Genomic DNA, 26,399 nt, shown 5'->3' with positions numbered 1-26,399 from the left:
TGATTTCTTTTTTTATTAGTTGCGTCCAACTACGATCCACTTCGTACCGTTAGACTTGATAACCCATCCTTGGAATGGCATAGACCCTTCTGATAAGTATGCACCTTTATCATCATTAATTACTAAATACCCTGAGTGTTTGTCATCTGTATTAACGATTTTTACACTGATGGTTTGTCCTTCTGTACCACTTACAGCTGGCAAAGCAAGGTTTGTATCAGTAGCTCCTAAAGTAACCTCAATTACAACTTCCTCTTGGTTTATAGAATAATTAGTATCTCCTTCGATAGTAACATTTCCACCGTTATTGATAGTAATGCTACCTGTAGATTCAGCCTTAGTCACCGCGTATAGCTTACCATCTGCTCCTATTTTTACGTTTTCTAATGGTGCTTTTTTATCTGTTGGCGCTTCTAAACCAGTAATTGCTAAAGAACCTCCTTTTGTATTATCTACAGCTAATAATGTATTTGTATCAATTGTACCACCTAAAGCGATATTATTATCCGTTTTAGTTAAACCATTAGATGCTGTTACTGTATTTCCTAAATCAGATGCATCTACCCATTTAGTAACATATACAGGATTACCAGCAGCATCAGTAACAGGGTTACCTTCTGCATCTGTCATTTGTACGTTAGAAGTAATCAATACTTGTCCATCTTTAGAACCTCCTGTAATTTCAATATTTGTAGTGTCTAATAAAGCTTTCTCACCACCAAATACAGAAATAGAACCTGATGTTAATGCTTTACCATTTAATAACTCACCTGTTACTTGTTGGTAAGTTACTCCACCTTTTCCATCTGCTACAGGAATTTGTCCTTTAGCTGCTGGAGTAGTTGTACCATTCTCTGCAGTATATGATGTCATTTTATCTGCAGAAACAACACCTGAACCTAAATCAACATTAGCAATAGTTCCTTCTGCGATCTCAGTTGTAGTAATACTTCCTTCTTTAATGCTTAATTTAGTAGCTACTAATACAGCATCTGCTAAAGTATCTACCCCCGATTTATTATCACCGATAACGATTTTACCATCTGTCGTTAAATCTTGACCAATAGCAGTTGATACACTTTTATACTCTACCGTTCCATCTGCATTCGCCACTGGTACTGTACCTTCTGCTGCAGGAGTACCAACTCCATTAGCATCTTTAGTTCCAGCATACAATTTATCTTGTGTTACTGCACCTGTATCTAAATCAGAAGTTTTAACTTCTCCATCTTTAATTTTAGCTGAAGTAATCGCATTATCATCAATACCTAAAGTCACGTCTTTTAATAAAGAGCTTGCTACTGATGTATCAGTACCTGCAGTCACTCCAGCTGTAACAGTAATACCCTCTCCTTTTAATGTTTTAGCTTCAATCTTCCCTTTATCAATAGCATCTTCGATTAGGTTCTTAGCTGATGTTTGTTTTAATACACCATTAGCATCAGCCATTACCACATTATTACCAGTAACCCCTGCTTTTTCAAGCTCAGTAAGACCATCTATGGCTAAAGTATTCGTTGCATCTGTAGTAATAGTAGTAGCTTCAGTTAACGCCCCTCCTAAACCAAGTTTAGTAGTATTACCATCAGTAATCTTTTGAATACCGTTAGTTACCTCTACACCTACTTTATCAGCATCTACCCATTTTGTCTCATAAACAGTTTTTCCATTTTCAACAACTGGTTGTCCTTTGTCATCAAGTTTTGGTGTAGATACTAAGATTTGTCCATCTTTTTCTCCTGCTGTAATTTCAATATTTACATCTTTCAATAAAGAAGTAGCTGCATTAGCGTCAACTGTGATCGACTTAGACGTTAAAGCCTTTCCTTCAACTGTTCCTCCTTTAATAGCATCTTCTAATAAAGCTTTTGGTGTCACTTGTTTTAAGATACCGTCAGCTCCCATGATTACAATATTTTGTGAATCAGCGTCAAACTCTTTTCCAGCAGTACCATCTAATACTTCAAGACCATTAATGGCTAAAGTGTTTCCAGCTGCAGTATTGATTTCAGTAGCTTTTGTCAAGTCTCCTCCTAAACCTACTTGTACTTTATCTCCTTCAATAGTAGCGGTGATACCATTCACTCCTTCTACAGATCCTTTGATAAAATCCTGTGGATTAACCCATTCTGTACTGTAAGTAGGATTTCCTTCTACAATAACTTCCTTAGTCACTAACACTTGCCCTTTAGCATCACCCCCTTTTACACTTACTTTATAATCTGTATCGTGTCCATTTGTTGTTTTGTCCACTGCTACGTTAGTTCCTGCAGTAACAGTTACTGCACTACCAGAGTTAGACGATACGAAACGCACCCATCTACCTGCTCCATTGTTATAAGATGCATCCCAGTAGTAAAAACCAGCCGCTGTTGCACTACCTGTATTGTATACCATCAAAGCATTTGCTGGATTTTTTACTGGCGCTGCTTGATCTAAATTGGGAATATCAATTCTAGGAATCAATAAACCACGTTTAGAAGAAACGATATCTACAGCAGATGATCTATCTGGTGTATTGGTTCCGAATCCCTGTTGCGCTTGAATATTTGAAGTTGCTAAAACTGTGAATGCTACTGTTGCTGATAATATTAATTTTTTCATTTTGATTTTCTAATTAAGTAAGGTGTTTAAAATTTGTTTACGATTTGCCATTGTGTACCATCTGATACGAAGTCCCAGCCCGAGTAAGGTAATCCTGTTTCTAGTTTTTTACCTTGTGCTACCCCGATGATGTTTCCTTCTACAATTACATAACCATCTTCGTTAGTGTCGTGTTTTTTAATGGTATATTTTTTTCCTTTGTTAGCTGATGCCTCTGGCAAAGTCACTGTAAGGTCTCCATTAGTAGCTGAAGCTAGGATAATCACATCTTCTACCTTTGCAGTATAGTCAACATTTGTCTCAACAATCTTATTTACTCCCGCTAGGTCTAATGATATTGTAGCATCGTGACGCAATGCTCCTTTAGCATTCTCATCTACTTTTAGCATTGTACCTGCTACTTTAAGATCTCCTTTTTTGCCTGCTAATTCGTTGATTACACCCTCTACTGTGTTAGATGTTAATCCATTATCCTCTCCTGCTGGTTTAGTATAAATAACATCTTTAGCATCTAACTTATCATAAGTTACTGTTCCATCTGCGTTAGCCACTGGTACCATACCTGCTTCTGCATTTGTAGAACCTCCATTTGGATCAACAACTGTTGCTCTCATCTTATCAGAGGTAACAGCTCCTTTTGCAATACCTAAAGTCACGTCTTTTAATAAAGAGTTTGCTACTGATGTATCAGTACCTGCAGTCGCTCCAGATGTTACGGTAATACCGTCTCCTTTTAATGTTTTAGCCTCTAAATCACCTTTTCCTACTGCATCTTCGATTAAGTTCTTAGCTGAAGTTTGTTTTAATACTCCATTAGCATCAGCAATAACAAGATTATCTGTATTTGTATCTAATTTAGTTCCTGTTGTAGCATCTTTACCTACTAAATCCTCTAACCCTTTAATAGCAATATCACCTGCTTTAGTACCTTTATCATCAGTTAAGTCGATAACAGCTCCTGGAGTAGTTCCAATATTAGTAATCTTACCTCCTAAGTTTACCGTATTATCAGTACCTACTGTTACCCCTTGTCCAGATTTCACTGTATTTCCAGCTGCATCTACCCATTTAGTAGTATATACAGGGTTACCAGCAGCATCAGTAACAGGTTTTCCTTGATCATCTACCTTCTGTGTAGTAACTAATACTTGTCCTTCAGATGAACCACCTTTTATTTCTAATTGAGTATCTTTTAATACTGAACTCTCTCCGCCTGTTACAACAATAGATTCTGAGGTTAAGTTTTTCGCAACTAAGTCTCCTTTTTCAACAGCATCTTCGATTAAGTTCTTAGCAGAAGTTTGTTTCAATACGCCATCTTTATCAGCGATAACAAGATTATTTTCTAATACTTTACCTTTTTCTACCGCATCAAGTCCTTCTATCGCTAATACATTAGTATCTGTAGTTGTAATCGTTGTTTTTGCTTCAGTCAGTGCTCCTCCTAATTTGAATTCGCTATTTCCATCTGCATCATTTACTACATTGATACCGTTTTTAGCTGTTAAAGTGTTTGATACAACTTGTTTTGGATCTTTCCACTCTGTTACTTTACGTGATTCTACAATATCAGCGCCATTAGCATCTTGTCCTACTACTACATCTTTAGTTGTAGTAACTAATACCTGTCCATCTACTGTACCTCCTCTTAGATCAAGTTTCGCATCTTTTAATAAAGCATTCGCTCCACCATCTACATAAATACTTGTTGATGTTAGTGAACCTTTTGTTCCTTCAACTGTAGTGATTTTGTTTAACAACTCTACTAAAGCATCCTGTACATTAGTACTAGTAAACGTAGTATTATCTTTATTAAAAGCAATAGAGCTAGCATTGGCGTCTATCTCACCAATCACCTCACCTTTTGAGTCTTTAAACTCGTATTTATTTGTTGTTGTATTTAATGCAACAGACACTTGTTTTGGATCAATCGTTACTCCTGTTTCTCCTGCTTTAGGCTTACCATCTGCACCGATTTGTTTCTCGTTGTAGTAAGTATAAGTACCATCAGTATTTTCAACTAATACAGTTACTGTCTCATTACCTTTAACCACTGAATCTAATGTTTGGTAAGTAATCGCTCCATCAGCTCCTGCCACACCTACACGTCCATCAGCTCCTTTACCTGCATTTAATTTATCTGAAGTAACCGCATTATCAGCTATTTTTTCTGTAGAAACTCCACTATCAGCAATTTGAATTCCAGCATCAGCCAATAACTTAGCCGTTCCATCTGTCGCTGCTGTAAACTCTAATCCTCCTGCTAAAGCTAAATCTCCTTTTGTTCCTTCAACTGTAGTTACTTTCTCTAATAACTTTTCAATCGCGCCTTGAACTGTTGTAAATCCAAGATTAGTTGTAGAGTCGTTGTAATAATTATTACTAGCAGCTGTCTTAACCGTCGTGATTACATTTCCATCTGCATCTTTAAAGTCATATCCTATTACATTACCTGCTGCATCTTTAGCCTCTGATACATTCACTGTATTTACATCAAACTCTACAGGTGTCTCATCAGCACTTATGTGTTTGTATTTACCATTACCTAAATGAGTCAAACTATCGGTCTCCTCTTCTAAAATATTGATAATCTCTGTATAGATATCGCCTTTTTTAGTTAGGTTCGAAACTACATCAGCTGTAGAATCAATTGTTGTCAGAGTAGCTCCTTTTGAATCTTTGAATAGGTAAGAAATATTTCCATTAGCATCTGCTATCTTCGCAACATTCACTGTATTTACATCAAATACAACATCAGTCCCATCATTTCTTGTAAATGTGAATAAACCTTTGTTTGTTGCATCTTCTGTTAGCTTAGATTTATCTATACTTCCTAATACTGTACCATTATCAGCTACTAGAGTTACTTTTCCGTCATTTTTGTCTTCTAAGGTAACTCCTGCTCCTTTTAATAAACTATCTGCTAATTGATCTAAGGCGTCTTGTACGTTCTCAGCAGTGATACCTGATTTACTATTGTCATAACTAATAGCTTTTGCCTTAGTGTCAATTATGGCAATTACTTCACCTTTACCATTTTTGAAAGTATAAACACTATCTGTAACTTCAACGTTTGTTTTATTACTATCAAAAGTGACAGTTTTTCCTTTTTCATCTGTATATGACAATGTTCCATCACCATTGTCTACTAACACAGTTAGAGTCTCGTTATCTTTAACGATCGTACTAAACTTAGCGTTATCTACATTCTCGAACTTTTGAGTTGTTTCATTCCACTCTTGGAAAATAACATCTCCCGTTTTTTGATCATATACAATCTTAGTAAATCCTCCTGTACTCTCTGTTAAATAAGTGATATAGTCATTCACTGTAGGATAAGTGCGACCATCTACTTGGATTGGTCCGTTATTTACGATCTCCTCAAAGTTATTTACCACACCGCCTACTACATCTATAGCATAAATTCCCGCTGGTAAATTCTTAGGGTCAACATTTGTTGGAACTACTCCATTATTAGCTATTAAGTATTCCTCAGAAACATAGTATTGTTTTTTATCTACGGTGATTATCTGAGTCTGACTCTCATTACCTTGAACAATATCCTTAATGGTGATATTTTTAGTTTCTCCTTCTTTGGTAATATAAGTAAATGATGTTCCGTCATAGTAAACATTTCCACCTACATAGGTACCATCTAGGTAATCAGTAATAAATTTTTGAACATTCTTGTTGTTGATAATATCACCAAATTTATTGATAACCGTTTCTTTTATTTTGATACGAACACCTTGTCCAATAATTTCACCATTGCGATCTACTGCCTTCTCATTGTAATAGATATAGTCACCTGAAGCTTCTTCATAAGCTATAGAGGTAACTTTATCTTTTATTTCTACTTTTTCACCTTCTTTATTGATGTGGTAAAACTTATCTCCTTCATATACTACATTACCTTGTGTAGTATTTACAATGTTTTGAATTTGCTCTACTACATTGGTATTTCCAAAAATAGTTTTGTACTCGTTAATAACGATCTGAGGAATATCCTTTTCATTCGGGATTCTTACCCACTGATCGATAAACCAATAGTAAAAACCAGGTGTTAAACCTTTCTCTTTTCCTTTTTCTTCTACAGTCGCTGTATTGAATACTAGCAAACTATTAATTCCATTGGTAGGGAAATTAACGATGGTCGTTCTGTCCTGATAGCCGGTTAACCCAAGTCTAGGGATTAACACCCCTCTTTTGCTAGACTCGATTGTCAACTCAGCTGACTTGTTAGGCTTTACAGTACCTATTCCCACTTGAGAATAGGCTGCGATCGATCCACCCATTAACAATGCAACTGATAGTAATCTTTTTTTCATACTTTTTAATTCAATTTGTTAGGTGTAGTTTTCAAAAGGTTCTCAATTGTGATTCACAATCGCAAACCCTTTGGTAAGTGTATACTAAAAACTACTAACTCTTTATATAGTTATATTTTTACATAAAAGTAAATTCTCACCATGTTAAACATCGTTACAAAACCCTTGTAGCATACCATTAGTAATGTTTTGCAACGTATTTTAACAAATGAAAATGAAACATCTGTTATTCTCTTTTTTTATTCTAACTTACTAATTACCAACCGTCTTTATTCTTAATAAAAGAACTAGTCCTCCTTTGATAAAGGCTCAAGAAAACCTTAAGCCTTTACCCAGGCATAGACCGCTCTTTTTAAATAAAGCGATAAATAGTTGTGTATAATTCTAACCTAATTCTCCATCATTTCCGAGGGAGCAAACCCCATCACATGGACAAAGGCTCGATAAAAAGATGTGCGACTTTTAAACCCGCTAGCCTCTGCTAAACGCTCAACGCTTAGTGCACTTTCATCTTCTGCTTTGATTAAATTAACCGCGTGCTCGATGCGAAAACGATTGATGTAATTACTAAAAGTTGCCGCTTCACTTCGCGCAAAAAAGGCGCGCAACTCCGTTTGGTTTAATCCTACATCCGTGGCAATTCTCGCTAGGGTTAATCCTTGTATTAAATATAATTGTGGTTCAATAACTTTCTCCCATAAGGCCCTTCGTATATTTTCATCGCTTTTTTCACCTGTTAATTTAGACGGTAAAGCCGATGATACTACCGGTATTATTTCTACGATTTTTAATTCTCTTTCTCCTTGCTTTTGTTTCTCCTGCCCACCTCTTTGCAAATGACCCACCTCTTTGCCATTATCTGTCGTTAAATCACTCGATTTTACTTCTCTTACAACATTCAGGATATAAATTAGAAGTGACACAAATAATACAACAAGGATATGAACGGAGTAAATGGTAATATGTGAGAGTAATTCGACTGATAAGAACATAAACGAGACGCCCAAAAACGAATTGACAAACTGAGATACGATATAAAAGGTAGGCAATAAGCGATAGCTACCCTTTAGACTACTCCTGCTCAACAAAACATAGCCGTAACTAGCATAGCTAATATTCATGACTCCTGTAGTAATTAACCCTATTTTGTTGACTTGCTCTATATCGAAGCTCGACAAATAAGCCAAGACGTACAAAAAGGTTAAAAGCACTGCCGCGTACAAGTGAACAAACAAATACTTTGCCCTTCCTTTGATTAAATACACCAACAATCCTCCGCTAAAAAAACTGAATACCAGCCCCAAGGCAAATTCATCTTGCAGGCCAAAGGAGACTGCCAAATACATCAACGCACCATTGAGCGTTAAAATAGCAGCCAATAAAAGCATTCGAAAGTCAACTTCTTTCTTCTGTTTTTGGTAGCTATAGGCAATCAGCAATAAAGTAAATAGTAGTAGTAAGGTGGGGAACATTATTATTTATTATTCTGAACTCGTTAATCTATCTTTATATTCGGAGGCAGTGACCCCGACGTAATGGACAAAATATTTATTAAAAGTGGTAAAGGATCTGAATCCGCAACTCTCTGCCACTGAAGTTATACTCCAGTTGTGTTCTCGCTCTAAGAGCTTTAAAGCATAGGCAATTCTATACTTTGCAATTAACTCGTTAAACGACATATTAAAATAATGCTTGGTGATCACACTTAAGTGATACTGATGACCAAGCCCTAAAACCTCGTTCATCTTACGCACGCCAAAATCACTTTCTAAATACATTTGTTTGTTTTCTAACACATCTACCAACTTCTTTGCCACGAGGTAATCCGAAACTTCCTGCTGTCCCGTCTTCTTAGTATCTAAAGTACTAAACACATCGCCTTTTTGCTCATTAAAACCCTGCAATTCAACATCTTGTCCTCGAAAACGAATCACGCGAAAAAGGAGTATTCCTACCGTAACAATTGTTAAAATAATTACAGAAAGCTCTAGTAAATCATGTAAATATTCATGAAATAAAACCGAATTGTCGTACCCTAAAACCATCATTATGTACTCTAGGTTAAACAACAATATATTTAGCCCAAATAGAATACTAAAAAAATTAATGTACTCTCGCTTGATTGGACATTCAATCTGATCAATCTTTAGCGGGTATAAGAAGAACGCGAAGTACAATACCGCTAAGAAGTTAGTCATCCCTATAGCAAACCATATCTCTGTCTCAAGAATCAGTACAACTGAAACTAAAAGACCGATACCACTAATGATTTTCATATTGTGCAGTACTAATCGATCGTCAACATACGAAAAACTCGTATACATCAATAAAGCCACTAATAGTGGATATAAACTTAGATTATTTGTATTAGCCACAAATACAAGCACCCCTGCTACTATCGCTAGAAGCAGAAACCCTATCAGGTACAATACTCCTGCTGGCAGGGTAACTTTATTTGTCAAGGCTACTATTTTATTCATTGTTTTATATTTTAAAAAACATCATTCTTGTTCTTTTGATCACTTATTAGACTACGATATTCTCAAACGGTCACAAAAGTAATTATTTCTTCGCAAAACACCCATCGTAGTCATTTGCAAAAAGTAATTAAATAGATTAATAAATAAACACAAATAGGTATTTATTAAAATAAAGTAACCATAAATTACCATAAAAAAGCACACATACCATAATATTGTTAAATATTACACTTTAACAATTTTTATCCTTTCTACCCCTGCTTTTTTTACCCTATCAAACCCAATATAGTGGTACAAAATCACTGACATTTAACAGCAATATACAATCGAAATATCAATATAAACACTACTTTATCGAAAACAAATCTCTTGACATCACTTGGCAAAACCCCTCCTTCATTCTAAGATACAAACTGTTTTAAAACAAAGGGTTATACAGGCTATATTAAGGCACCTTTTAACATTTTCACATCAAAAAACACCCTCCACCTGAAAAAGTAAAAAGTTCTATTCTAAATTTCTCAAGAGTTGAATTACATGAGGATTAGTTATTAGTAGTGGACTTCCTGTCTTGAGTAAGACAATCGTACAATCAGGGCATTCGGGTAGCTGCCCAGGATGTCCTGGTGTATCTAATGGTAGTGGCTTAGGATCATAAGAGATAGCTTGTGCTGATTTATAACTAAAATCTCTTACATTCACTTCTGCTATATTATAAACTGCTTTACGATCAACATCTTCTTAGGTAAGTAGATAAGTTAATTCGTAAGTCCATTCTTCGTCAGTTTCCAAAATATTATTTTGGTTAATATCACCATTAACTAAAACAAATTCGTAATTATAAGGTAACATCTTATCAGCTAATATCACAGAAGGTAAATTTGAAGTACCAGTATTTTTAACCATAAATGTATATTTCACTTTTTCACCCACCGAAGCAAATCCTCCATTAGCATCCGTAGATACAAACTCACCCACTTTAGTCAAACTAACCTTAGGACTTGTTTGACCTGTATCCCCACACAACCCTTCTATTTCGGCGATTAAACCTTCAGGCCAAACATCTTTACATTGACTAGGCTCCTTGCAAAGTAATGCTTTATCAGGTACTACTTCACTAATCGAAGAAAACGCAAACCAATTAACCATAGGAGAATCTGACATTGTAGCCCCATCTACACCAGAAACTTGAGCCCTAGTAACTACACTAGCACGATTATTTCCTTTACCTATGTATTTAATTAGAGGATATAAAATAGCACGCTGCGTAAAAGTAGAACACACATTAAAATGCGCTCCATCACTTAATCTTATTTGAGCCACCCCCTTTGCTATAGTACTGTTATGAGGAACTGTATTCTCTTGCATCAAAGAGCCATTAATACTAAAAAAACTATAGCTTCCTACATTAACAATCGCATCTTTATCACTCCCATGAGCTCCAAGTCCAACTGAACCCCTGAAGAAAAAACCTGCATGTTCACAAATATTTATGGTACCACCATTCATAATCATATTTCCATCACCCTGAACAACTACACCAGTTGTGACATACAAAGTAGCACCAGATTCGATTATGATTTGAGCACTCAATAATTCAACATCCTCATAAGCAACATAAGTCTTCCCACTTTCCAAGGTACTATGACTCTCTGTAAGCCGTATAGCACCCGCAGGTATTTTACAGTCCACCCCTTGGCTATAAGATGGTGTGATATAGAGTATAGCTAAGGCGAATAGCCATACCAGTAATTTGAATTGTTGTTTTGTGTTCTTTTTCATTTTTATTTCAATAGTTACTTTTTTTCATCTGCTGCGAAGTATTATTTCATTATTCTTCGACTTATTTTTTCCGCGAACAAAAACTATCGGGCTTGGTAAGTGCTCAACCCGACAGGGGGACCTTTTGTTCAGCAAGCCAAATTTGACCAAAAAACCTTTGATAACCATCTCAAAAGCTTCTCAAAAAAATTTCTAATAATTTGAAACAAAAACACAAACAACTCATTTTAAACCACTTAAATAACTACAATTTTACTAGTGCTTATAAACTTTTATTTCTTTGGCATAATTGTGAATTTTAACACTTATTACACGTTAGCAGAGTATTAATACTTTACCAAAAAGATAAAAAACGTTAAACATTTTTAACACCTATTACTTTAAGTCGCTAAAATCACAAGACTTAGCTTTTTCCCCTTTTACTATACTTTAGTCTTACACCCTATGTTTCTACTTATTTCTCACCTATATCTCTTGTGACTCTTCAAACCTATTTTTTTTATCTTTTTTTCTTGCGTTATTTGCAAAAAAGAAAATTACCCATCTGATGACAGGCTTATCCTTGTTGTTTTTTGTAAAGAATTTCAGGTTTTCAAGGTATTTATTTCACATTTTGTGTATTTTTACTAAACACCTTACTTTTTAAAGCGAAAGCCTCATCAGATCGTTTAAAAGCGTGTTATATTATGAATAGACAAGTACTACATCATGTATTGCTCTTGTTCGTCTTAGGTATGCCTTTTGCCAAGGCAGAACAACAACACTCCGCAGCAGATGTTATATTAGCCAAAATTCTTACCGATGTAAGACCTGTAGACAAAGACAGGGCTTATTTCTTAGTTGACTCTATTTACCACAACAACTCAGAACCGGAAACTAAAATCCACGCTTTGTTTATTCACGCTTATTTATACCACGATGCTTTCGACGTACCTCATTCATTGGAAAAATCTTTTGAAGCCATTGCTCTTGCCGAAAAACACAAAGCTTATAAATGGCTCTCTAGACTCTATGGCTTTGCTGGGGCTGAATACAGTCGCTTGGGCTTATTCACAGAAGCTCAACTATACTTTAATAAGGTAGAACCAGTCTTGCCGAAGATTGTAAATGAAAAAGACCGTATTTTTTCTACTTATTATTACTATCACCTTTTATCTGCTTTCTATTTCGAACAAGAAAAATACGAGCAGTCCATTGAAAGTATAGAACAATCTGAAGATGAACTGATAAAGATAGCTCCTATGCTACTGCACAACAGTCATTATATCGTCTCTGACTTACAAAACAAAGGTCTTAACTATCAAAAACTAAAGAAATACGATATTGCTTTAGACTTGTATAACCAAGCCTTAACGCACTTGAATAAGGACGCTGACCTAGCCGAAAGTCTTACGGCTGCCTATGTCTATGCTGGACTAGGACAAGTCTATCTGCTGGAGCGAAATCCTGCGCAAAACAAAGAAATTCAGGCTTACTTACACAAGGCTCTATCTATCGCTATTCAAAATAACAACCGCGATTTAAAGAAAGACACTTATCTAAGCCTGAGTGAATACTACGAATACATTGGCGATCTTGTCAATTATCGAAAGTACAACAAGGCTTTCTTAAACGAACTAGAAACCAAACAGCAGTTCAAAGAGACTACAATCGATCAATTGCTTCACAAACAATACTTACTCCAAAACAAAATCGACAATAAAAACAAAAACTATTTTGTCATTATTATCACGATTTTAGGAGCACTTGTTTTAGTACCTATATTTATCTTGCTCAAAAACAGAAAGTCCAATTCACTGCTAAATGCAAAAAAACAAAACAAAGATTACCTACAGCAGCTAACCACTTGCTCGCGTACAGACTTGCCACTACACCTCCCTGGTGTAGCGTGGAATACAACAGTCATAGCGCCTGATGACACTGAGTTAACTGAAAGACTTAGACAATTTGAATTCAGCAAGGGATACCTAGACAGCACCCTCTCCTTAGAATCACTAGCCAAACTACTGCATACGGACAGCAAATCCTTAAACCAGGTACTAAAGCGCTATAAGAACACAGACTTCAAGACCTATCTCTCTCAGCTAAGACTCTTGGCTGTAATTGATATGTTGCGCTTCGAAAAGAAATACCGCAAATACAAAATTGGCCACTTAGCCACAAGTGTGGGCTACAACTCTCACAGCAGCTTTACTGTTGAATTTAAAAAGCAAATCGGAGTCAACCCTTCTTTTTTTATTCAATACCTGAAAGAAATCGAACATAAACCAGCCTAAACGATGCCTAGTTACTCCCTGAACGAACTACTTATCATCTGTATATTCACCGCACTACTTAGCTTAAGTGTTGTGAATATAGCTGTGATTACTCAATTCAAGCACAGGGAATCAACCGCCTTAAAGATTAAAGAGCAGTACAGCATCATCTTGTTGAGCTTTTGTCTAGTCCATCTGGTAACACTTGTGTTACAAGCTGATTTTTTTTCCACGCATTTGACCATAAGTTTTCTTTATTTGCTCTGTCCTGTCATTTATTATATGGGAAAAGCCGATTATAAGTATGTGTTTTACCACAAGTTTCGCTTCATCTTATACGGTTGTTATGCCGCTACACTGCTGACGTTTATCGTCTTTTTTTCCATTGACTACTTTGAACTTGACTTTCACCCTATAGGGACTATTATCGACCTACCCCTACTGGGCATTATCCTATATTGCAGTTACCTTTTTATCAAAAAAGGTATCTTGTTCTCTTTCAATAACTTTTGGACAAGTGCAGTACTCACAGGCCTTACCATTATCACATTATTACTGATTATCAGCTGTATGATTGACTACTATATCGTCTCTCTACGCCTATTGTACTACCTGTTTTTAATCCTATTGACTTGTCTATCTTTTAGCATTACTAAGTCCATAATAGGGCAACTGATTCAATATACCCAAAACTCACAAACAGAGCATACACCGATAAAACACTCTCAACCCGTCGAACTTGCAAATACACACACCCCTGCATCGTTTTATGCCAAAAACACTATCGAGAGTAATAAGCTCAATCAAATCCACTTAAAGTTAGTGGATACACCAGACACTTTTTTTTATAATCCTGACTTAAACCTGAGAAAACTAGCCGATCACCTAGGGGTATCTTCTTATGAAATGAGCTTTTTTTTCTCCAATCAATACAATACAAATTTTAACCAATACGTCAATACTAAGCGCGTATTAAAAGCAAAACAACTTCTCCTGGATATCAACCACGCACATCGCTCGATTAAAGATATCGGTCAAGAGGTAGGGTTTAACTCCAGCGCTTCATTCTATCGAGCCTTTAAAGAACACTTGAAAATGCCCCCTTCAGCGTTTCGAAAGCAAAAGAACAACTAATCAATCTTCATTTTGTTTATATTTGCTCTAACAATACTAAAAAAGCAAAACAATGAAAGTGGGAATTACCTTCGCAGCCTTTACACACCTACACGCAGGCTATATCAAAATGCTCGAAGAAGCAAAGACTCAATGTGACTACCTCATCGTAGGACTGAATACCACTGCTAACTTTGACCCTACCCTACCAGGTAATCAAAACCTGACGCTCATCGAACGCTACATCCAACTCAAAGGCTGTAAATACGTCGATGAAATCATTCCCTATCAAAACGAAACCGACCTAGAAGACATTATGCATGCCTTCAAAATCGATACTCGAATCATCGGTAAAGAATACAAAAACAAACCTTTTACCGCAAAACAATACTGCCTAGATAAAGGCATTCAGATCTACTATAACGATATGGACCTCAGACCTAAAAAAGTCGTGCATAGACAACAATAGCAAGACCTAAAATAACCAATACCCAAACAAAAAGGGAAGATCTTCTGACCTCCCCTTATATCTTAATAACTATAAAAGCATCTCTAATGACTTTTTTGACTTCCTTTTACAAACTTTTTTCTAATTTTAACTTCCAACGTTGCCAATCTGGCATTATCACACTCATTAGCTCATAAAACCGCCTAGAGTGGTTCTTCTCTATCAGATGGCATAATTCGTGTATCAACACATATTCGATGCACTTCATACTCACTTTAATCAACTCAGGATTAAGGCGTATTATATCTGTCACAGTACAGCTTCCCCAGCGGTTTTTCATGCGCATCAGCTTCACAGATGGCTGGCCTATACCATAACTTTTAAACAGAGGATAAACTTGTTTATATGCTTCATCTAATTTCTTTAAGGCTCTTTTGTAATACCAAGCCCCTAAAGCAGCTTTAATATACGCACTACTCTGTTCTCTGCCATAAACAACCAAATGACCGCCTATTATCTTTACTTCTTCCTTTTCTTGTACAACAAACTTGAGCTGATACTTTCTTCCTAAATACAAATGAGTCTCTCCTATCACATACTCTCTTGGTGGTGTCTGTGGTAAAAACTGCTCAAAGTAAGCTTGGTTCTTTACGATCCACCGCGAACGCTTCTCTACTACTGCTCTTACTGCTTCTATAGAAGTTCCTAAAGGAGCTTTCACCACCACTGTAGCATCTGGATTCACCTCTATAGCAACTGTCTTTCTTTCTCTGAACTCTAAATCAAAGAATATCTGTTGCTCCCCATACTCAACATAAAACATCTTAATAATTGTTTTTAGCCACCTTAATACCTCTATCCAAAATCATATCTATAGTATCATAATCTAAATCAACCCCAAGGTCAGCCTTGTATTCAATCAAATAATCTTCAATATCATTATACATCTGATTAATCACATCGTCATTGTTTTTCCAATCGCGAATAACACTATCTTCTATGATATCAGCTATATCTTCTCCCATCTTCGCTATTAATTCTTTCTTTGCTTTGATCAACTCCTCTCCAAACTCAACCTCTAATATTTCGAATATTAGTCCATAAAAAGCTCTTGCCTCTGGTTTACTCAATAGTTGATTTGGAGTATCTTCTACATAGCCATTTTCAAACTGATCTCTTACATTTAGCACACTTTTTAAGTAATCTGCCTCTTGCAGCCTTCCTTGCTGAAAAGCAGTGATTACTTCTTCTAACATCTGAGAAAACTTCTTGTAGAAAGCCTCGTCTTTCTGCATATTTTCAGAGATTACTCTTTTCATCTTATGTGCAATAAAATCTGCTTTAGAAGCTGGAGACTTCCCATACTCTTCTATCGCTTCATTTACCTCATTTTTATCAAAAATATTAAGCTCTTCTGTGATCACTCTGACATCATCCGCCTGAACATACGTATCGATTAACTTTCTGATACGCGGTTCATACTCTTTATACGAGATTACCTCAGCATATCTATTTTGCAAAGACACCTTTAACTTGACAAACATACTTAGCTCAGATTTAAAGCATTCTATGCGTTCTTCTGAAAACAAAACATAAAACTCATTTGTTCCCAAAGCCATCTGCAAAGTTCTCGCATAGAGCGATAGCGCCTCATAGAAGTCATCTCGCTTATCCTTAGGAGCCAAATGTCGTTCTAAAGCTTCTATATCTTTCTTGTTAGATACTCCTCTAAAACAATCCCATACTGCAGCGAGATAGATGGGCACTTTCTGCACTTCTTCTCCTACATCTACCACAGCATTCACTAAATCTTCTTCATCATATTCATCAAAAGCAGAATAAGAAGTCAATGCTTCATCCAACTTTCCTAATACACCTACATAATCAATGATATAACCGTGTTCTTTTCCTTTAAACAAGCGATTCACACGGGCTATCGCTTGTAATAAATTGTGTGAGTGCAAAGGTTTAGCTAAATACAATATCGTATTTCTCGGCGCATCAAATCCCGTCAATAGTTTACTAACCACTATTAAAAGCTCTATCTCTTGCCCTTCTTCTTTAAACTGACTAATTATATATTCCTCATAAGCTTCTTGGCTTTTGTACTGCTTCATTAGATTGTCCCAATACTTTTTCGCCTCGCCATTTGCCTCACTCCAGGCATCTGTATGATTCTGGCGACTATCTGGTGGGGTAAAAATCACAGCGGTATTAATCTTTAAAGTAGGATCCGTCTGAGACTCAAAATATTTTTGATACTTAATCGCTGTCTCTATACGCGGCACTGCCAACTGTGCTTTAAACACTCCTCCTTGCCAGTTTTTAGTATAGTGCTTAGAGATATCATAAGCAATTTCGTTAATCACCTGCTCTCCCTCATACACCCTACTAATACTCGCAAACTTCTTCTTTAAGTCCTTTTGAGCTTCTTCTGAAAGTCCATTAGCCAATCGCTCAAAGTTCTTGTCTAATTGAGCAGTATTAATCGTCAACAAGGTTTGTCTCCCTTCGTAAAGCAAAGGCAATACAGCCTCATCTCGCACAGCCTGATCGATCGTATATTTGTGAATAAATCCACCAAACTTCTTGGCTGTACTCTTTTCACTTTTCATCAGAGGTGTTCCTGTAAAACCAATATAAGAAGCATTAGGTAATACTTTCTTCATCATGGCATGAGAAGGTCCATAATGGCCTCTATGACTCTCATCTACTAGCACAAATAGGTTAGACGACTCATCCTTATATCCACCTGTACGAGAGGCAGTCTCAAACTTATCAATGATTGTCGTTATCACCTCCACTCCTTTATCTTTTAGTAATTCTACCAGATGTGTACCACTGGCTGCTTTCTCCACATTCTTATCACAATTCGAAAATGTATCGTAGATTTGTCTATCCAGATCCTTTCGATCAGTGACTACGACTACACGAGGAAATGCAATATCAGTGTCTAAAGCCAATACTTTAGAAATCATCACCATTGTAAGCGACTTCCCACTACCTGTAGTATGCCATACCACACCTCCTCTTCGCTTCTGATCTTTTACTTCCCATTGTTTCACACGCTCTACTGTACTAATAACAGCAAAGTACTGTTGATAACGGGGTACGATAATCGTAGCAGGTCCATCATAGATCAAATACTTATACACCATATCCATCAGACGAGACTTCGCACACAGACTGACTAAATTGCGATCTTGTACCGTAGGCAGTCGATCGTTACTTTCAGTCCTATTTAACTTGCTCAGCAGTAGTTTCTGCACTTCTTTTTCATTATCCTCTTTCCATACCGACCAGAACTTCTCTGGCGTACCTACTCCTCCATATTTCACCTCATTGGGCTGTACAGCCATTAGCAACTTCGCGTAGTGAAACAGACGTGGTATCCCCTCCTCATACTTCTGATTGCGCAGATGCTGAGAGATTGCCTCTGAGATAGAGTTGTTCTTATCTCTGCGTTTATTTTCGATGATGACAAAGGGAATTCCATTGACAAACAAGACCAAATCTGGTCGTCTCTTCTCACGACTTCCCTCTACTGTAAACTCCTCTGTCACGTGAAACACGTTATTCTCTATATTTTCCCAATCGATATAGCGCAGTGTATATGCCTTCTGATCTCCTGCTATGGTCTCGTTATAACTCTTGCCCAGTGTTAGCTCTTGATGTATCGCTCTATTGGTCTGTACTAAACCACTATCTGGTAGATTCTTAATATTGTTTACTGCAGCCTGCACCGTGCTATTAGAGAACGGATATTGCTTGCCCTTATATTCAAAAGAGTTAATCTTCATCAATTGTTCTACCAATACATTGTCCAGCACTACATTAGACAGCATCCCATTTCGATGTGCTAATGCTTCCTCTGGACTTAGATACTGCCACCCTAACTTGCTCAATACTTCTATCGCAGGCTGTTGTGAATCGTTATGTTCTGAATAACCTATTTTTGTCATACTTATATTAACTTCTACTATTGGTATATAGAACAATAAAAAAACATATCCTCTATTTCCTTAAATTCTGTAAATCCTGATCTTGTATAAAAAGTTTTCAATTTATATACTGCTTTTTCTTGATCTTTTTCAAGTTCCTTTAAGTCAAACTCTTTCTCATCATTTGTATTCTTTTTAGAGATATCAAATTGTAATGGATATGCTTTCAATACAAACAAAATACATTGATTGCTAAAATTCCAACGTATATCCTCCAAAATCCTCGTCCCTATCCCTTTACCTCTAAATGCTTTAAGTAAGACAATCTCTTCTATAAAACAAATCTTACCAATCTCATAGGCTAAATCAGGATATTTACTTATTAAACAATGATGAAAACCACCCTCTATTATATCATAGAATTCTTGCCCCCAACGAAAAGTTGTATCATAAGTATCAAATACATCGTGTAAATCATCACCTACCTCATCTACTTTAGCTAAATCCAATAATCTAAAAGAAATCTTACCTACATAGATATCATGTCCATCCTTATTTTCTGTATAAACCTTTGCTATGTAATTCTGAAAATAGGATGTAGTATCTATTTCATCCTGAATAACAGATGAAGTAAAACTATACGTTATATTTAAGCTAATTTCTATCATAAATACAAATTAAAATGATAATGAATCAGTACTCCAAGTATCTAAAACACTTTGTTCTTTTTTTTGACGGGCAAAACGAATACGCTCCTCTATATCATCTATAAAACCTTTTAATCGTGCCAGAGTATCAAAGATATACATACTCTCTTTGTTATTTAAAAGTTCATTATCATGAGCGAAACTTTGATTATTTCTCACGCTATTAAACTTATCTAAAAGATTGATACTATATTTCATAATTGATTTAGTCATATCTGAATCAAGGACATTCAATCCTTCTATGTACCCTATATACTTACCATAAACAGCATTAAGAGATTCCGCATCAGTATAAGAAATTTGATGTATCTTACATAGTCCTCTAATATACTTCACATAAAAAGTGTGCATACGATCAAGTGCTTGTGCTGGTTTATCATCTTGAATCATTTTTTGTATTGACTCAGCTAATTCTGCAAATGTCATATCATCATCATTTAGAGGTTTAATCACATGTAGGTGACTATGTCCAACTGCCATCAATCTATCTGCCAACTGTTCAATATATTGATCATCTTCTTCGGTAGCATTAAATACAATAGGATTTGAAATTCTTTGTCCTTTATAATATGCGACAAAACTCTTTAACAATTTACCTACACTATATTCAGATTCTAACTCCCAAACAGCACGAACCCTATTTGCCTTAGAATCTCCCTTAATAGCATACTTATCTGTAAGAATATCTATTTGTAATACTTCATCCACTAATAAAGCTAACTTCTGTTTTCCTATATCTAAAAAATGTCCCTCTGTCATCTGTAAGTACACTTCAGTTTTCGCTTTTTCTATTGGAGTAAAATTCTTAATCATAACTACTTTTTATTGGTCAATAATTTACAAGTAAAAAACAGTAAACAGTAAACTGTCAACCATTAACTATTCATCACTCTCACTTTTCCTGTAAGCAACTGCTGCATCAGCCCCCACTTCTGCGTACGCATACCTTCTAATTCTTTTTCTAATATTTCTATTTCTTTATCGATAGCAGACAAGAAAGAGGCTATCTTCTCTTGCTCTTTTAGAGTGGGTATTTTTAATTTCAACGATTTAAGATCTGTTGTGTACAATCTTGTAATTGTTGTGGAATTTAATGTGTTCCAATTGACATTTTGTAATATCTTATACAAAAAGTTATTTGTTATGACTATTTCATTATTATCCAACCAAACAATGTTCGAATCTTGAAAGTAAGCGTCTTTTCCATCAAATTGCACACACCTACCAATAGTCCCACTACACGTGATTAAGACATCTCCTTTATTGGGAAAATTATATTTATTCTTATATTCAACAAACAAATCTCTTTTAATATATGAATCTGGTTCATAACCCAATGTTCCTATCTTAAAAAAAGGTATCTCTCCATTAGTACTCGTTTGATCTAAAAAGATCCTCTTACACATTTTAATTTTCCCTACATCCCCCAACTTCACTTCTTTCCATTGATCTGTAAAACCTGGGAATCGCTTTTTACCTGTTAAGAGTTGTTGCATCACCCCTTGTTTATAGACTTTCTTCTCGGCTATTAATTGCTCTTGTTGTGCTATTCCTCTATCCCAAGTAGAAAGTATAGTTGCTATCTTGTGTTGTTCAGCTATAGGGGGAATATCTAAAACTATTCCTTCTATTGTATTTTTTGATAAACTTGGTAAACCTGACGCTTCATTATACTTTAGCCAATCTACAGTAAGAAATTTATAGTAAACAAATTCAGGTGTAACGTTCTTAAAATTATATGTATAAAATAATGTGTCTATTGTCCAAAATTTGCCTTGAAGTAATAATGGTTTATTTATAGTTCCTTTTCTTCCTATTCCAACACTAATACCATCATATAGATAACTATCAACATAACACATTACCCCACCAGTACCATAAACAGGAACATTTCCTTTATCTAAGTGTTTATAATCTTTTCCAGAACCTATATTTAAAATTGTCTTCAACTTCTTTAACTTCCACCCTTCTGGTATTTGCTTATTCATTTGTACTCCCTTCTTTAAAGTTTTCTCTTAGTCTTTGTATCATGGCTTCACCCCACTGTTTGATCATATTATCCATCTCCTCTTGTGTCAATCGTTCATTATACTTCTTTATGATCGTATCACGAGTTTTTGAAAAATATACTTCATAATGATCATGCTTAAACTCCACAATCAATGTATCATTATAATCTAAACTTTTACCCGCCTTAATATCTTTATAAAAAATTGATTGACTTAGTTTTGTCAATACACCCTCAGTTTCTTTAGTGATATTTTGTATATGATGCATCGCCTCATCATTATAAATACTCTTTCCATCAACAGTAATGTCCAGAAACTCTTGATTTACAGCATAAAAATCAAAAAACTTACTTGCTGTTGCTTTAAATGTTCCTATTAACGTATTTAGCGATTTATCATACAGCTCTTTAATCACCAAATTAGAACGCTTTACCTCCGTGCTATTATTCTCCCTCGCTTTCAACTCTCGCTTTAGCAATTCAATCTCTTTACCCATATCATCTGCTTCTTCTATAGATTTACCTGCTTGAATATCAATAATCATCTGTTGCGAGCGAAGAATCAGTTCACTCATATAGGCAAACAAGTCTTCTCTTCGTCCACCGTAGCACTGTATATCGGCTATATAGCGATAATAGACTTCTCTCTCTTCTTCTTTTATCCAAAGGGGTGGATAGCCTAAGGCTACTAAAACTAAGTTGCACAAGATACGTGCTGTACGTCCATTACCATCGTAGAAGGGGTGTATATTGAGATAGTCCAAATGGAAGTTAAGTGCCACATCTATAGGATGAGGAGCATCTTTCTTTTTTGCTTGGATGTGATCTATCGCTGCATTGGTGCGATTAAGCAATTCGTGTATCTGTTCAGGAACCTCCTCTGGTAGCACGAAAGTATATTTCTCACCACGGTTATTAATAATCTCATTAGCAACCTCTTTCCACTGTCCTATCCATCCTTTCTTTTCGGAGTCTTCCTCATACATGATGCTGGCGTGAATCTCCTTGATACGCTTCTCTGATAAGCGAAGATCTGCCTTGCCTATGCTCAGAATATCTCGAATCACCTCGTCATGTCCTTTTACTTCTAAGATGTCCTTTAAGGGCTTGCGATGTACATCGATATTCCCAATCATTACACTACGTGTTTCTGCCACAGTAAGGGTATTTCCCTCCATACTATTAGAGTTATAATTCCACTCTAAGCGATACTTGTGATGTAGCGTATTGAGTTGCTCTCGCGTCAGAGGACCTTGCACCTCTGCCTGCTGTATCCGCTCATCGATCTTATTTTTTAATTCTGTATAAGTCATCCGTTGGTCTATTTGAGCTTATAAGCCTAATTCTTCTAAATATTTTTTCATCTCTGCTCTTACAGCGATCAGCTCCTCTTCATACGTAGCAATATTCGCTTTTACCGCTTCCAAATCAATCGCTTCTTCTTCTTCAAATGTATCTACATAACGAGGAATATTAAGGTTGTAATCATGTTCTTTGATTACTGCTAAATCCACTACATTACTGTACTTCTCGATGATATCAAAGTTTCTGTATGTCTGCACGATCTTCTCTATATCTTGTTCTCTCAGCTTGTGTTGTTTTTTCCCTTCTTGGTACTCCTTACTCGCATCGACAAACAACACTTTATCATCTTGCTTAGCCTTGTTAAAGATCATAATCGCTGTAGGAATCCCAGTACCGAAGAATAGATTACTTGGCAAACCTATAACAGCTTCCAGATAGTTCTCTTCTAACAACTGTGTACGTATCTTCCCTTCTGCAGCACCTCTAAACAGCACGCCATGAGGTACAATAACACCTACACGCCCATCTGGTAGCGTAGTCTCTATCATGTGAGAGATAAAGGCATAATCTCCCTTAGATTTAGGAGGTAATCCTCTGTGAAAACGTCCAAAACGGTCGCTCGTAGCTGTCTCAAACTCTCCCCATTTATCCAAACTAAACGGTGGATTAGCCACCACTACATCAAACTTCATCAAATGATCGTGTTCGATTAACTGAGGATTGTTAATCGTATCACACCACTCTATTCTAGCATTATCCATATTGTGCAAAAACATATTCAGCTTACTCAACGCCCAAGTATCCCCATTGCTCTCTTGTCCAAATAAAGAGAAATTACGAGAAGGTGTACCCTCTGCTGTCTTTACTTGTTCTGCTACCTTAATCAGTAGAGAAGCCGAACCACAAGCTGGGTCACATATACGCGCACCTTCCTTAGGACTTACCAAACGGGCTAATAAATCGCTTACTTCTGCTGGAGTGTAGAACTCTCCTCCTTTTTTACCTGCTCCACTGGCAAACTCTCCAATCAAGTACATATAGGCATTTCCTAAGATATCCTCTGTATTACCCATCACTGAAGGTCTGAAGTCTAATACAGGTTTAGCAAAGTCTTCTAATAGGTTCTTTAAACGTCTATTTCTATCTGCTGTCTGTCCCAACTTATCCGAGTTAAAAGAGATATTTCTAAAAACTCCTTCCAACTTAGCAATATTCTTATCCTCAATTTTAGCTAATACCTTATCGATTTCTTCCCCTATATTAGCCGCATTTCGTCTCTCATATAAGTAGTCAAACGTACAATTCTCAGGTAATACAAATCGCTCTCTGTTCAGCTTGCGCTGTATCAGGGTCTCGTCATCTCCATATTGTTCTTTTAGCTCAGCATAGTGATCTTTCCAGATATCACTCATATACTTCAAGAACATAAATACTAAAATATAGTTCTTGTATTCAGAGGAATCAAATGCTCCTCTAAATGTATCACACGCTCCCCACAACGCTTTATTTATCTCTGACTGTTCTACCTTAACCACTACCTTACTCATTTTCTATTAAATTTATTAATTGTCTTTGTATTACTTGTTTTTTACTTTGCTGCAATAATGTTATTAATTGTTGCTCTCTCTGGTGAAGCTGTACAAATGCACCTATCTTCTGTTGTTTCGCATAATCAACTTGTCGCATCGGAATACCCACCACATCACCTTTGGTCAAATTTACAACATAAGTACCAGCTTTTCGCTCTGCCAAATAACTCTGTACAGTAGATTGATTGATATACCACACTAAGAACTCTGGTACTACACTACTTTGATCTACTCTGATGACAAAGAAAGTACCTGAAGCTACACAGGGAAAGGCTTGCTGATGAAACAGTATCGCATAGTTATTGGCTCCTTTTGAGACAAACAGAATGTCTTTGTCTTGCAAGATATATTTGTCTTTAAAATCATACGCACTACTGCGATCTACTTGCTCATAATCAAAGCTGTAATAATCCGCTGTAATATCTTTCATCTGCAGTATTCCAACCGCTCCATCAACTTGAGGTTCTATCTTTCCTCTAAAAGAATAACCACTTTTTATTCCTTCAACTACCCAATCTTCTAAAGTCATATCCTACTATTTTTATAATCTATCTATTTTATCACATACCTTCAGTACGTGATCTAACCCAAATAACAAGTCTGCTGCATTAATATCTAACCAATTAAATAATGTCATAACTATCGCATATTGATCTCGTGCATTATGTGTACTTTTAGTAGATATATTATTATTTACCGCAAAACATATAGGTTCATGATGAGCAATTCTATTTCTTAAGTCATTGATCTGTTTTAACTGATTAAATACATACTGTTGATTATAATGAATATATCTACCATTTATAAATTGTGGAGATGCAGGTCTATTAATAAAAATTTGTAAAAGGGTATTTCCTGCTACATTATACTGAATACCATTAAACAAATATCTCCAAAAACCAAACCCTAACTCTGCTATTAATTTATTATGAGAGTAAGTAATTCCTCAAATTTTTCTTCGCGTCTCGAATTAACTTTGCAGTAGATCTACAACTGTCAATACTAAACATACCGTTATTAAGATTACTGGTGTTACGCACAGTAAACGTGTTTGTGTTATTACTTGTACTATTATCAAAAACATCATTAATAGTAGTAGTAATATTTGTCGTAATTGATTTTGTTGTTTCAACACTATCACTCAACCAATTTGGTCCTTTCACAGTACTATAATGTACATCAATTGCATTGCGTAAAGAAACTTCAAAACAACTAATAACAGTAAGTAATTCTTGTGATAATTGAAGATTATATCGATACAAAACCATCGCTTTCTTTTTATCACCTCCACATGCTTGTAAATAGCGACTCATTCGAGCTTGAGTGATTATTTTTTCAAACTTATTATATTTCATAGCTATTACATTGCTTAAACAAATATTATTTGTACATTTGCAGTATTCTTATTCCCGCTGGCCGCTGAAATTATTCAAGCAAGCGGGTTTTGTTTTTTATACCTCTTGCTAATCTTCTTTAAACTCTTCCATGCACTAAATAGATAAAAGCATAATTGTTACACTGCAAATATAATACAATCCATTAGAGCTTGCCAAATACTATAAAAATAAATAAACATAATTATTACACTGCATTTTAGTACAAAAACCCTAAAAACACACTAAAACTACAAATCAACTATTTATACAAATCAAATAACTACAACCATCTTACCCCTGCAAACCTACCCTACCAGCGAGTTACACTATTTACACGACTCCGCTTTTTCGCTCCATTACCCCTAAACACACAATCCTTACACAATAAACAGAGCAACAATAGCAAGACCTAAAATAACCAATACCCAATCGAGTAGGAGGCTGAAGATTATTTCTTCAGCCG

The 26,399-nt window shown here is 35.9% G+C and carries 18 protein-coding genes; 3 read left to right on the top strand and 15 right to left on the bottom strand.

Translation table 11 applies throughout. The annotated features are described in order from the left end of the window. Window positions 1-15: 15 nt before the first annotated feature. The 6 genes from GJV77_RS07325 to GJV77_RS07300 form a co-directional block, all read right to left on the bottom strand. Entirely contained in the window at window positions 16-2,604 is a 2,589-nt protein-coding gene (locus GJV77_RS07325; protein WP_155035724.1) for an autotransporter outer membrane beta-barrel domain-containing protein, read from the bottom strand. Between the two features lie 26 nt (window positions 2,605-2,630). Then, window positions 2,631-6,932, bottom strand: a complete 4,302-nt coding sequence (locus GJV77_RS07320; RefSeq protein WP_155035723.1) for a hypothetical protein — start codon at window positions 6,930-6,932, stop codon at window positions 2,631-2,633. A 389-nt stretch (window positions 6,933-7,321) separates the two neighbouring features. Beyond that, window positions 7,322-8,404, bottom strand: a complete 1,083-nt coding sequence (locus GJV77_RS07315) for a helix-turn-helix domain-containing protein (protein ID WP_155035722.1) — start codon at window positions 8,402-8,404, stop codon at window positions 7,322-7,324. A gap of 9 nt (window positions 8,405-8,413) precedes the next feature. After that, window positions 8,414-9,412 carry a helix-turn-helix transcriptional regulator gene (locus GJV77_RS07310; RefSeq protein ID WP_155035721.1) on the bottom strand — a complete coding sequence of 333 codons (999 nt, stop codon included), beginning with the start codon at window positions 9,410-9,412 and terminating at the stop codon, window positions 8,414-8,416. A gap of 507 nt (window positions 9,413-9,919) precedes the next feature. Next, window positions 9,920-10,114: a hypothetical protein gene (locus GJV77_RS07305; protein ID WP_155035720.1), complete on the bottom strand. Its 195-nt coding sequence runs from the start codon at window positions 10,112-10,114 to the stop codon at window positions 9,920-9,922. Between the two features lie 39 nt (window positions 10,115-10,153). Next, window positions 10,154-11,194: a DUF7507 domain-containing protein gene (locus tag GJV77_RS07300; RefSeq protein ID WP_155035719.1), complete on the bottom strand. Its 1,041-nt coding sequence runs from the start codon at window positions 11,192-11,194 to the stop codon at window positions 10,154-10,156. A 686-nt stretch (window positions 11,195-11,880) separates the two neighbouring features. On the opposite strand from GJV77_RS07300, the gene GJV77_RS07295 reads away from it, so the two are divergent. From GJV77_RS07295 to GJV77_RS07285, 3 genes are read left to right on the top strand one after another with little or no spacing between them, the layout of a single operon-like run. Next, complete coding sequence (locus GJV77_RS07295; RefSeq protein WP_155035718.1) at window positions 11,881-13,470, top strand: AraC family transcriptional regulator; 1,590 nt, start codon at window positions 11,881-11,883, stop codon at window positions 13,468-13,470. Between the two features lie 3 nt (window positions 13,471-13,473). Continuing rightward, a complete protein-coding gene (locus GJV77_RS07290; RefSeq protein ID WP_155035717.1) occupies window positions 13,474-14,583 on the top strand; it encodes a helix-turn-helix domain-containing protein in 1,110 nt (369 codons plus the stop codon). A gap of 52 nt (window positions 14,584-14,635) precedes the next feature. Next, complete coding sequence (locus GJV77_RS07285) at window positions 14,636-15,031, top strand: adenylyltransferase/cytidyltransferase family protein (RefSeq protein ID WP_155035716.1); 396 nt, start codon at window positions 14,636-14,638, stop codon at window positions 15,029-15,031. Between the two features lie 106 nt (window positions 15,032-15,137). On the opposite strand, the gene GJV77_RS07280 is transcribed toward GJV77_RS07285, so the two are convergent. From GJV77_RS07280 to GJV77_RS07240, 9 genes are all read right to left on the bottom strand, one after another. Continuing rightward, window positions 15,138-15,833, bottom strand: coding sequence for a M48 family metallopeptidase (locus tag GJV77_RS07280; protein WP_155035715.1), 696 nt, complete (start codon window positions 15,831-15,833; stop codon window positions 15,138-15,140). 1 nt (window position 15,834) lies between these two features. Beyond that, window positions 15,835-18,972: a type I restriction endonuclease subunit R gene (locus GJV77_RS07275; protein ID WP_155035714.1), complete on the bottom strand. Its 3,138-nt coding sequence runs from the start codon at window positions 18,970-18,972 to the stop codon at window positions 15,835-15,837. A 17-nt stretch (window positions 18,973-18,989) separates the two neighbouring features. Beyond that, entirely contained in the window at window positions 18,990-19,619 is a 630-nt protein-coding gene (locus GJV77_RS07270) for a hypothetical protein (protein ID WP_155035713.1), read from the bottom strand. A 9-nt stretch (window positions 19,620-19,628) separates the two neighbouring features. Continuing rightward, entirely contained in the window at window positions 19,629-20,471 is an 843-nt protein-coding gene (locus tag GJV77_RS07265) for an abortive infection family protein (protein WP_155035712.1), read from the bottom strand. A 62-nt stretch (window positions 20,472-20,533) separates the two neighbouring features. Beyond that, window positions 20,534-21,646: a restriction endonuclease subunit S gene (locus tag GJV77_RS07260; RefSeq protein ID WP_155035711.1), complete on the bottom strand. Its 1,113-nt coding sequence runs from the start codon at window positions 21,644-21,646 to the stop codon at window positions 20,534-20,536. After that, on the bottom strand, window positions 21,639-22,979 hold the full coding sequence (locus GJV77_RS07255) for a Fic family protein (protein ID WP_155035710.1): 1,341 nt from the start codon (window positions 22,977-22,979) through the stop codon (window positions 21,639-21,641). The genes GJV77_RS07260 and GJV77_RS07255 overlap by 8 nt, the downstream gene beginning before the upstream one ends. 18 nt (window positions 22,980-22,997) lie before the next feature. Continuing rightward, window positions 22,998-24,518 carry a type I restriction-modification system subunit M gene (locus GJV77_RS07250; RefSeq protein WP_155035709.1) on the bottom strand — a complete coding sequence of 507 codons (1,521 nt, stop codon included), beginning with the start codon at window positions 24,516-24,518 and terminating at the stop codon, window positions 22,998-23,000. Continuing rightward, the gene (locus GJV77_RS07245; RefSeq protein WP_155035708.1) at window positions 24,511-25,089 is read right to left on the bottom strand and encodes a restriction endonuclease subunit S; all 579 of its coding nucleotides are present in this window, start codon (window positions 25,087-25,089) and stop codon (window positions 24,511-24,513) included. The genes GJV77_RS07250 and GJV77_RS07245 overlap by 8 nt, the downstream gene beginning before the upstream one ends. Before the next feature lie 397 nt (window positions 25,090-25,486). Next, a complete protein-coding gene (locus tag GJV77_RS07240) occupies window positions 25,487-25,921 on the bottom strand; it encodes an Abi family protein (protein WP_317162549.1) in 435 nt (144 codons plus the stop codon). Window positions 25,922-26,399: the final 478 nt, after the last annotated feature.

The organism is Myroides pelagicus, from assembly GCF_009711055.1.
Lineage (GTDB): Bacteria > Bacteroidota > Bacteroidia > Flavobacteriales > Flavobacteriaceae > Flavobacterium > Flavobacterium pelagicum.
This window is presented reverse-complemented; position numbering and strand designations above follow the sequence as displayed.

Coding starts and splice junctions, on each gene's coding strand:
- GJV77_RS07325 (WP_155035724.1), bottom strand. CDS start 2,604: ATGAAAAAATTAATATTATCAGCAACAGTAGCATTCACAGTTTTAGCA.
- GJV77_RS07320 (WP_155035723.1), bottom strand. CDS start 6,932: ATGAAAAAAAGATTACTATCAGTTGCATTGTTAATGGGTGGATCGATC.
- GJV77_RS07315 (WP_155035722.1), bottom strand. CDS start 8,404: ATGTTCCCCACCTTACTACTACTATTTACTTTATTGCTGATTGCCTAT.
- GJV77_RS07310 (WP_155035721.1), bottom strand. CDS start 9,412: ATGAATAAAATAGTAGCCTTGACAAATAAAGTTACCCTGCCAGCAGGA.
- GJV77_RS07300 (WP_155035719.1), bottom strand. CDS start 11,194: ATGAAAAAGAACACAAAACAACAATTCAAATTACTGGTATGGCTATTC.
- GJV77_RS07295 (WP_155035718.1), top strand. CDS start 11,881: ATGAATAGACAAGTACTACATCATGTATTGCTCTTGTTCGTCTTAGGT.
- GJV77_RS07290 (WP_155035717.1), top strand. CDS start 13,474: ATGCCTAGTTACTCCCTGAACGAACTACTTATCATCTGTATATTCACC.
- GJV77_RS07285 (WP_155035716.1), top strand. CDS start 14,636: ATGAAAGTGGGAATTACCTTCGCAGCCTTTACACACCTACACGCAGGC.
- GJV77_RS07280 (WP_155035715.1), bottom strand. CDS start 15,833: ATGTTTTATGTTGAGTATGGGGAGCAACAGATATTCTTTGATTTAGAG.
- GJV77_RS07275 (WP_155035714.1), bottom strand. CDS start 18,972: ATGACAAAAATAGGTTATTCAGAACATAACGATTCACAACAGCCTGCG.
- GJV77_RS07270 (WP_155035713.1), bottom strand. CDS start 19,619: ATGATAGAAATTAGCTTAAATATAACGTATAGTTTTACTTCATCTGTT.
- GJV77_RS07265 (WP_155035712.1), bottom strand. CDS start 20,471: ATGATTAAGAATTTTACTCCAATAGAAAAAGCGAAAACTGAAGTGTAC.
- GJV77_RS07260 (WP_155035711.1), bottom strand. CDS start 21,646: ATGAATAAGCAAATACCAGAAGGGTGGAAGTTAAAGAAGTTGAAGACA.
- GJV77_RS07255 (WP_155035710.1), bottom strand. CDS start 22,979: ATGACTTATACAGAATTAAAAAATAAGATCGATGAGCGGATACAGCAG.
- GJV77_RS07250 (WP_155035709.1), bottom strand. CDS start 24,518: ATGAGTAAGGTAGTGGTTAAGGTAGAACAGTCAGAGATAAATAAAGCG.
- GJV77_RS07245 (WP_155035708.1), bottom strand. CDS start 25,089: ATGACTTTAGAAGATTGGGTAGTTGAAGGAATAAAAAGTGGTTATTCT.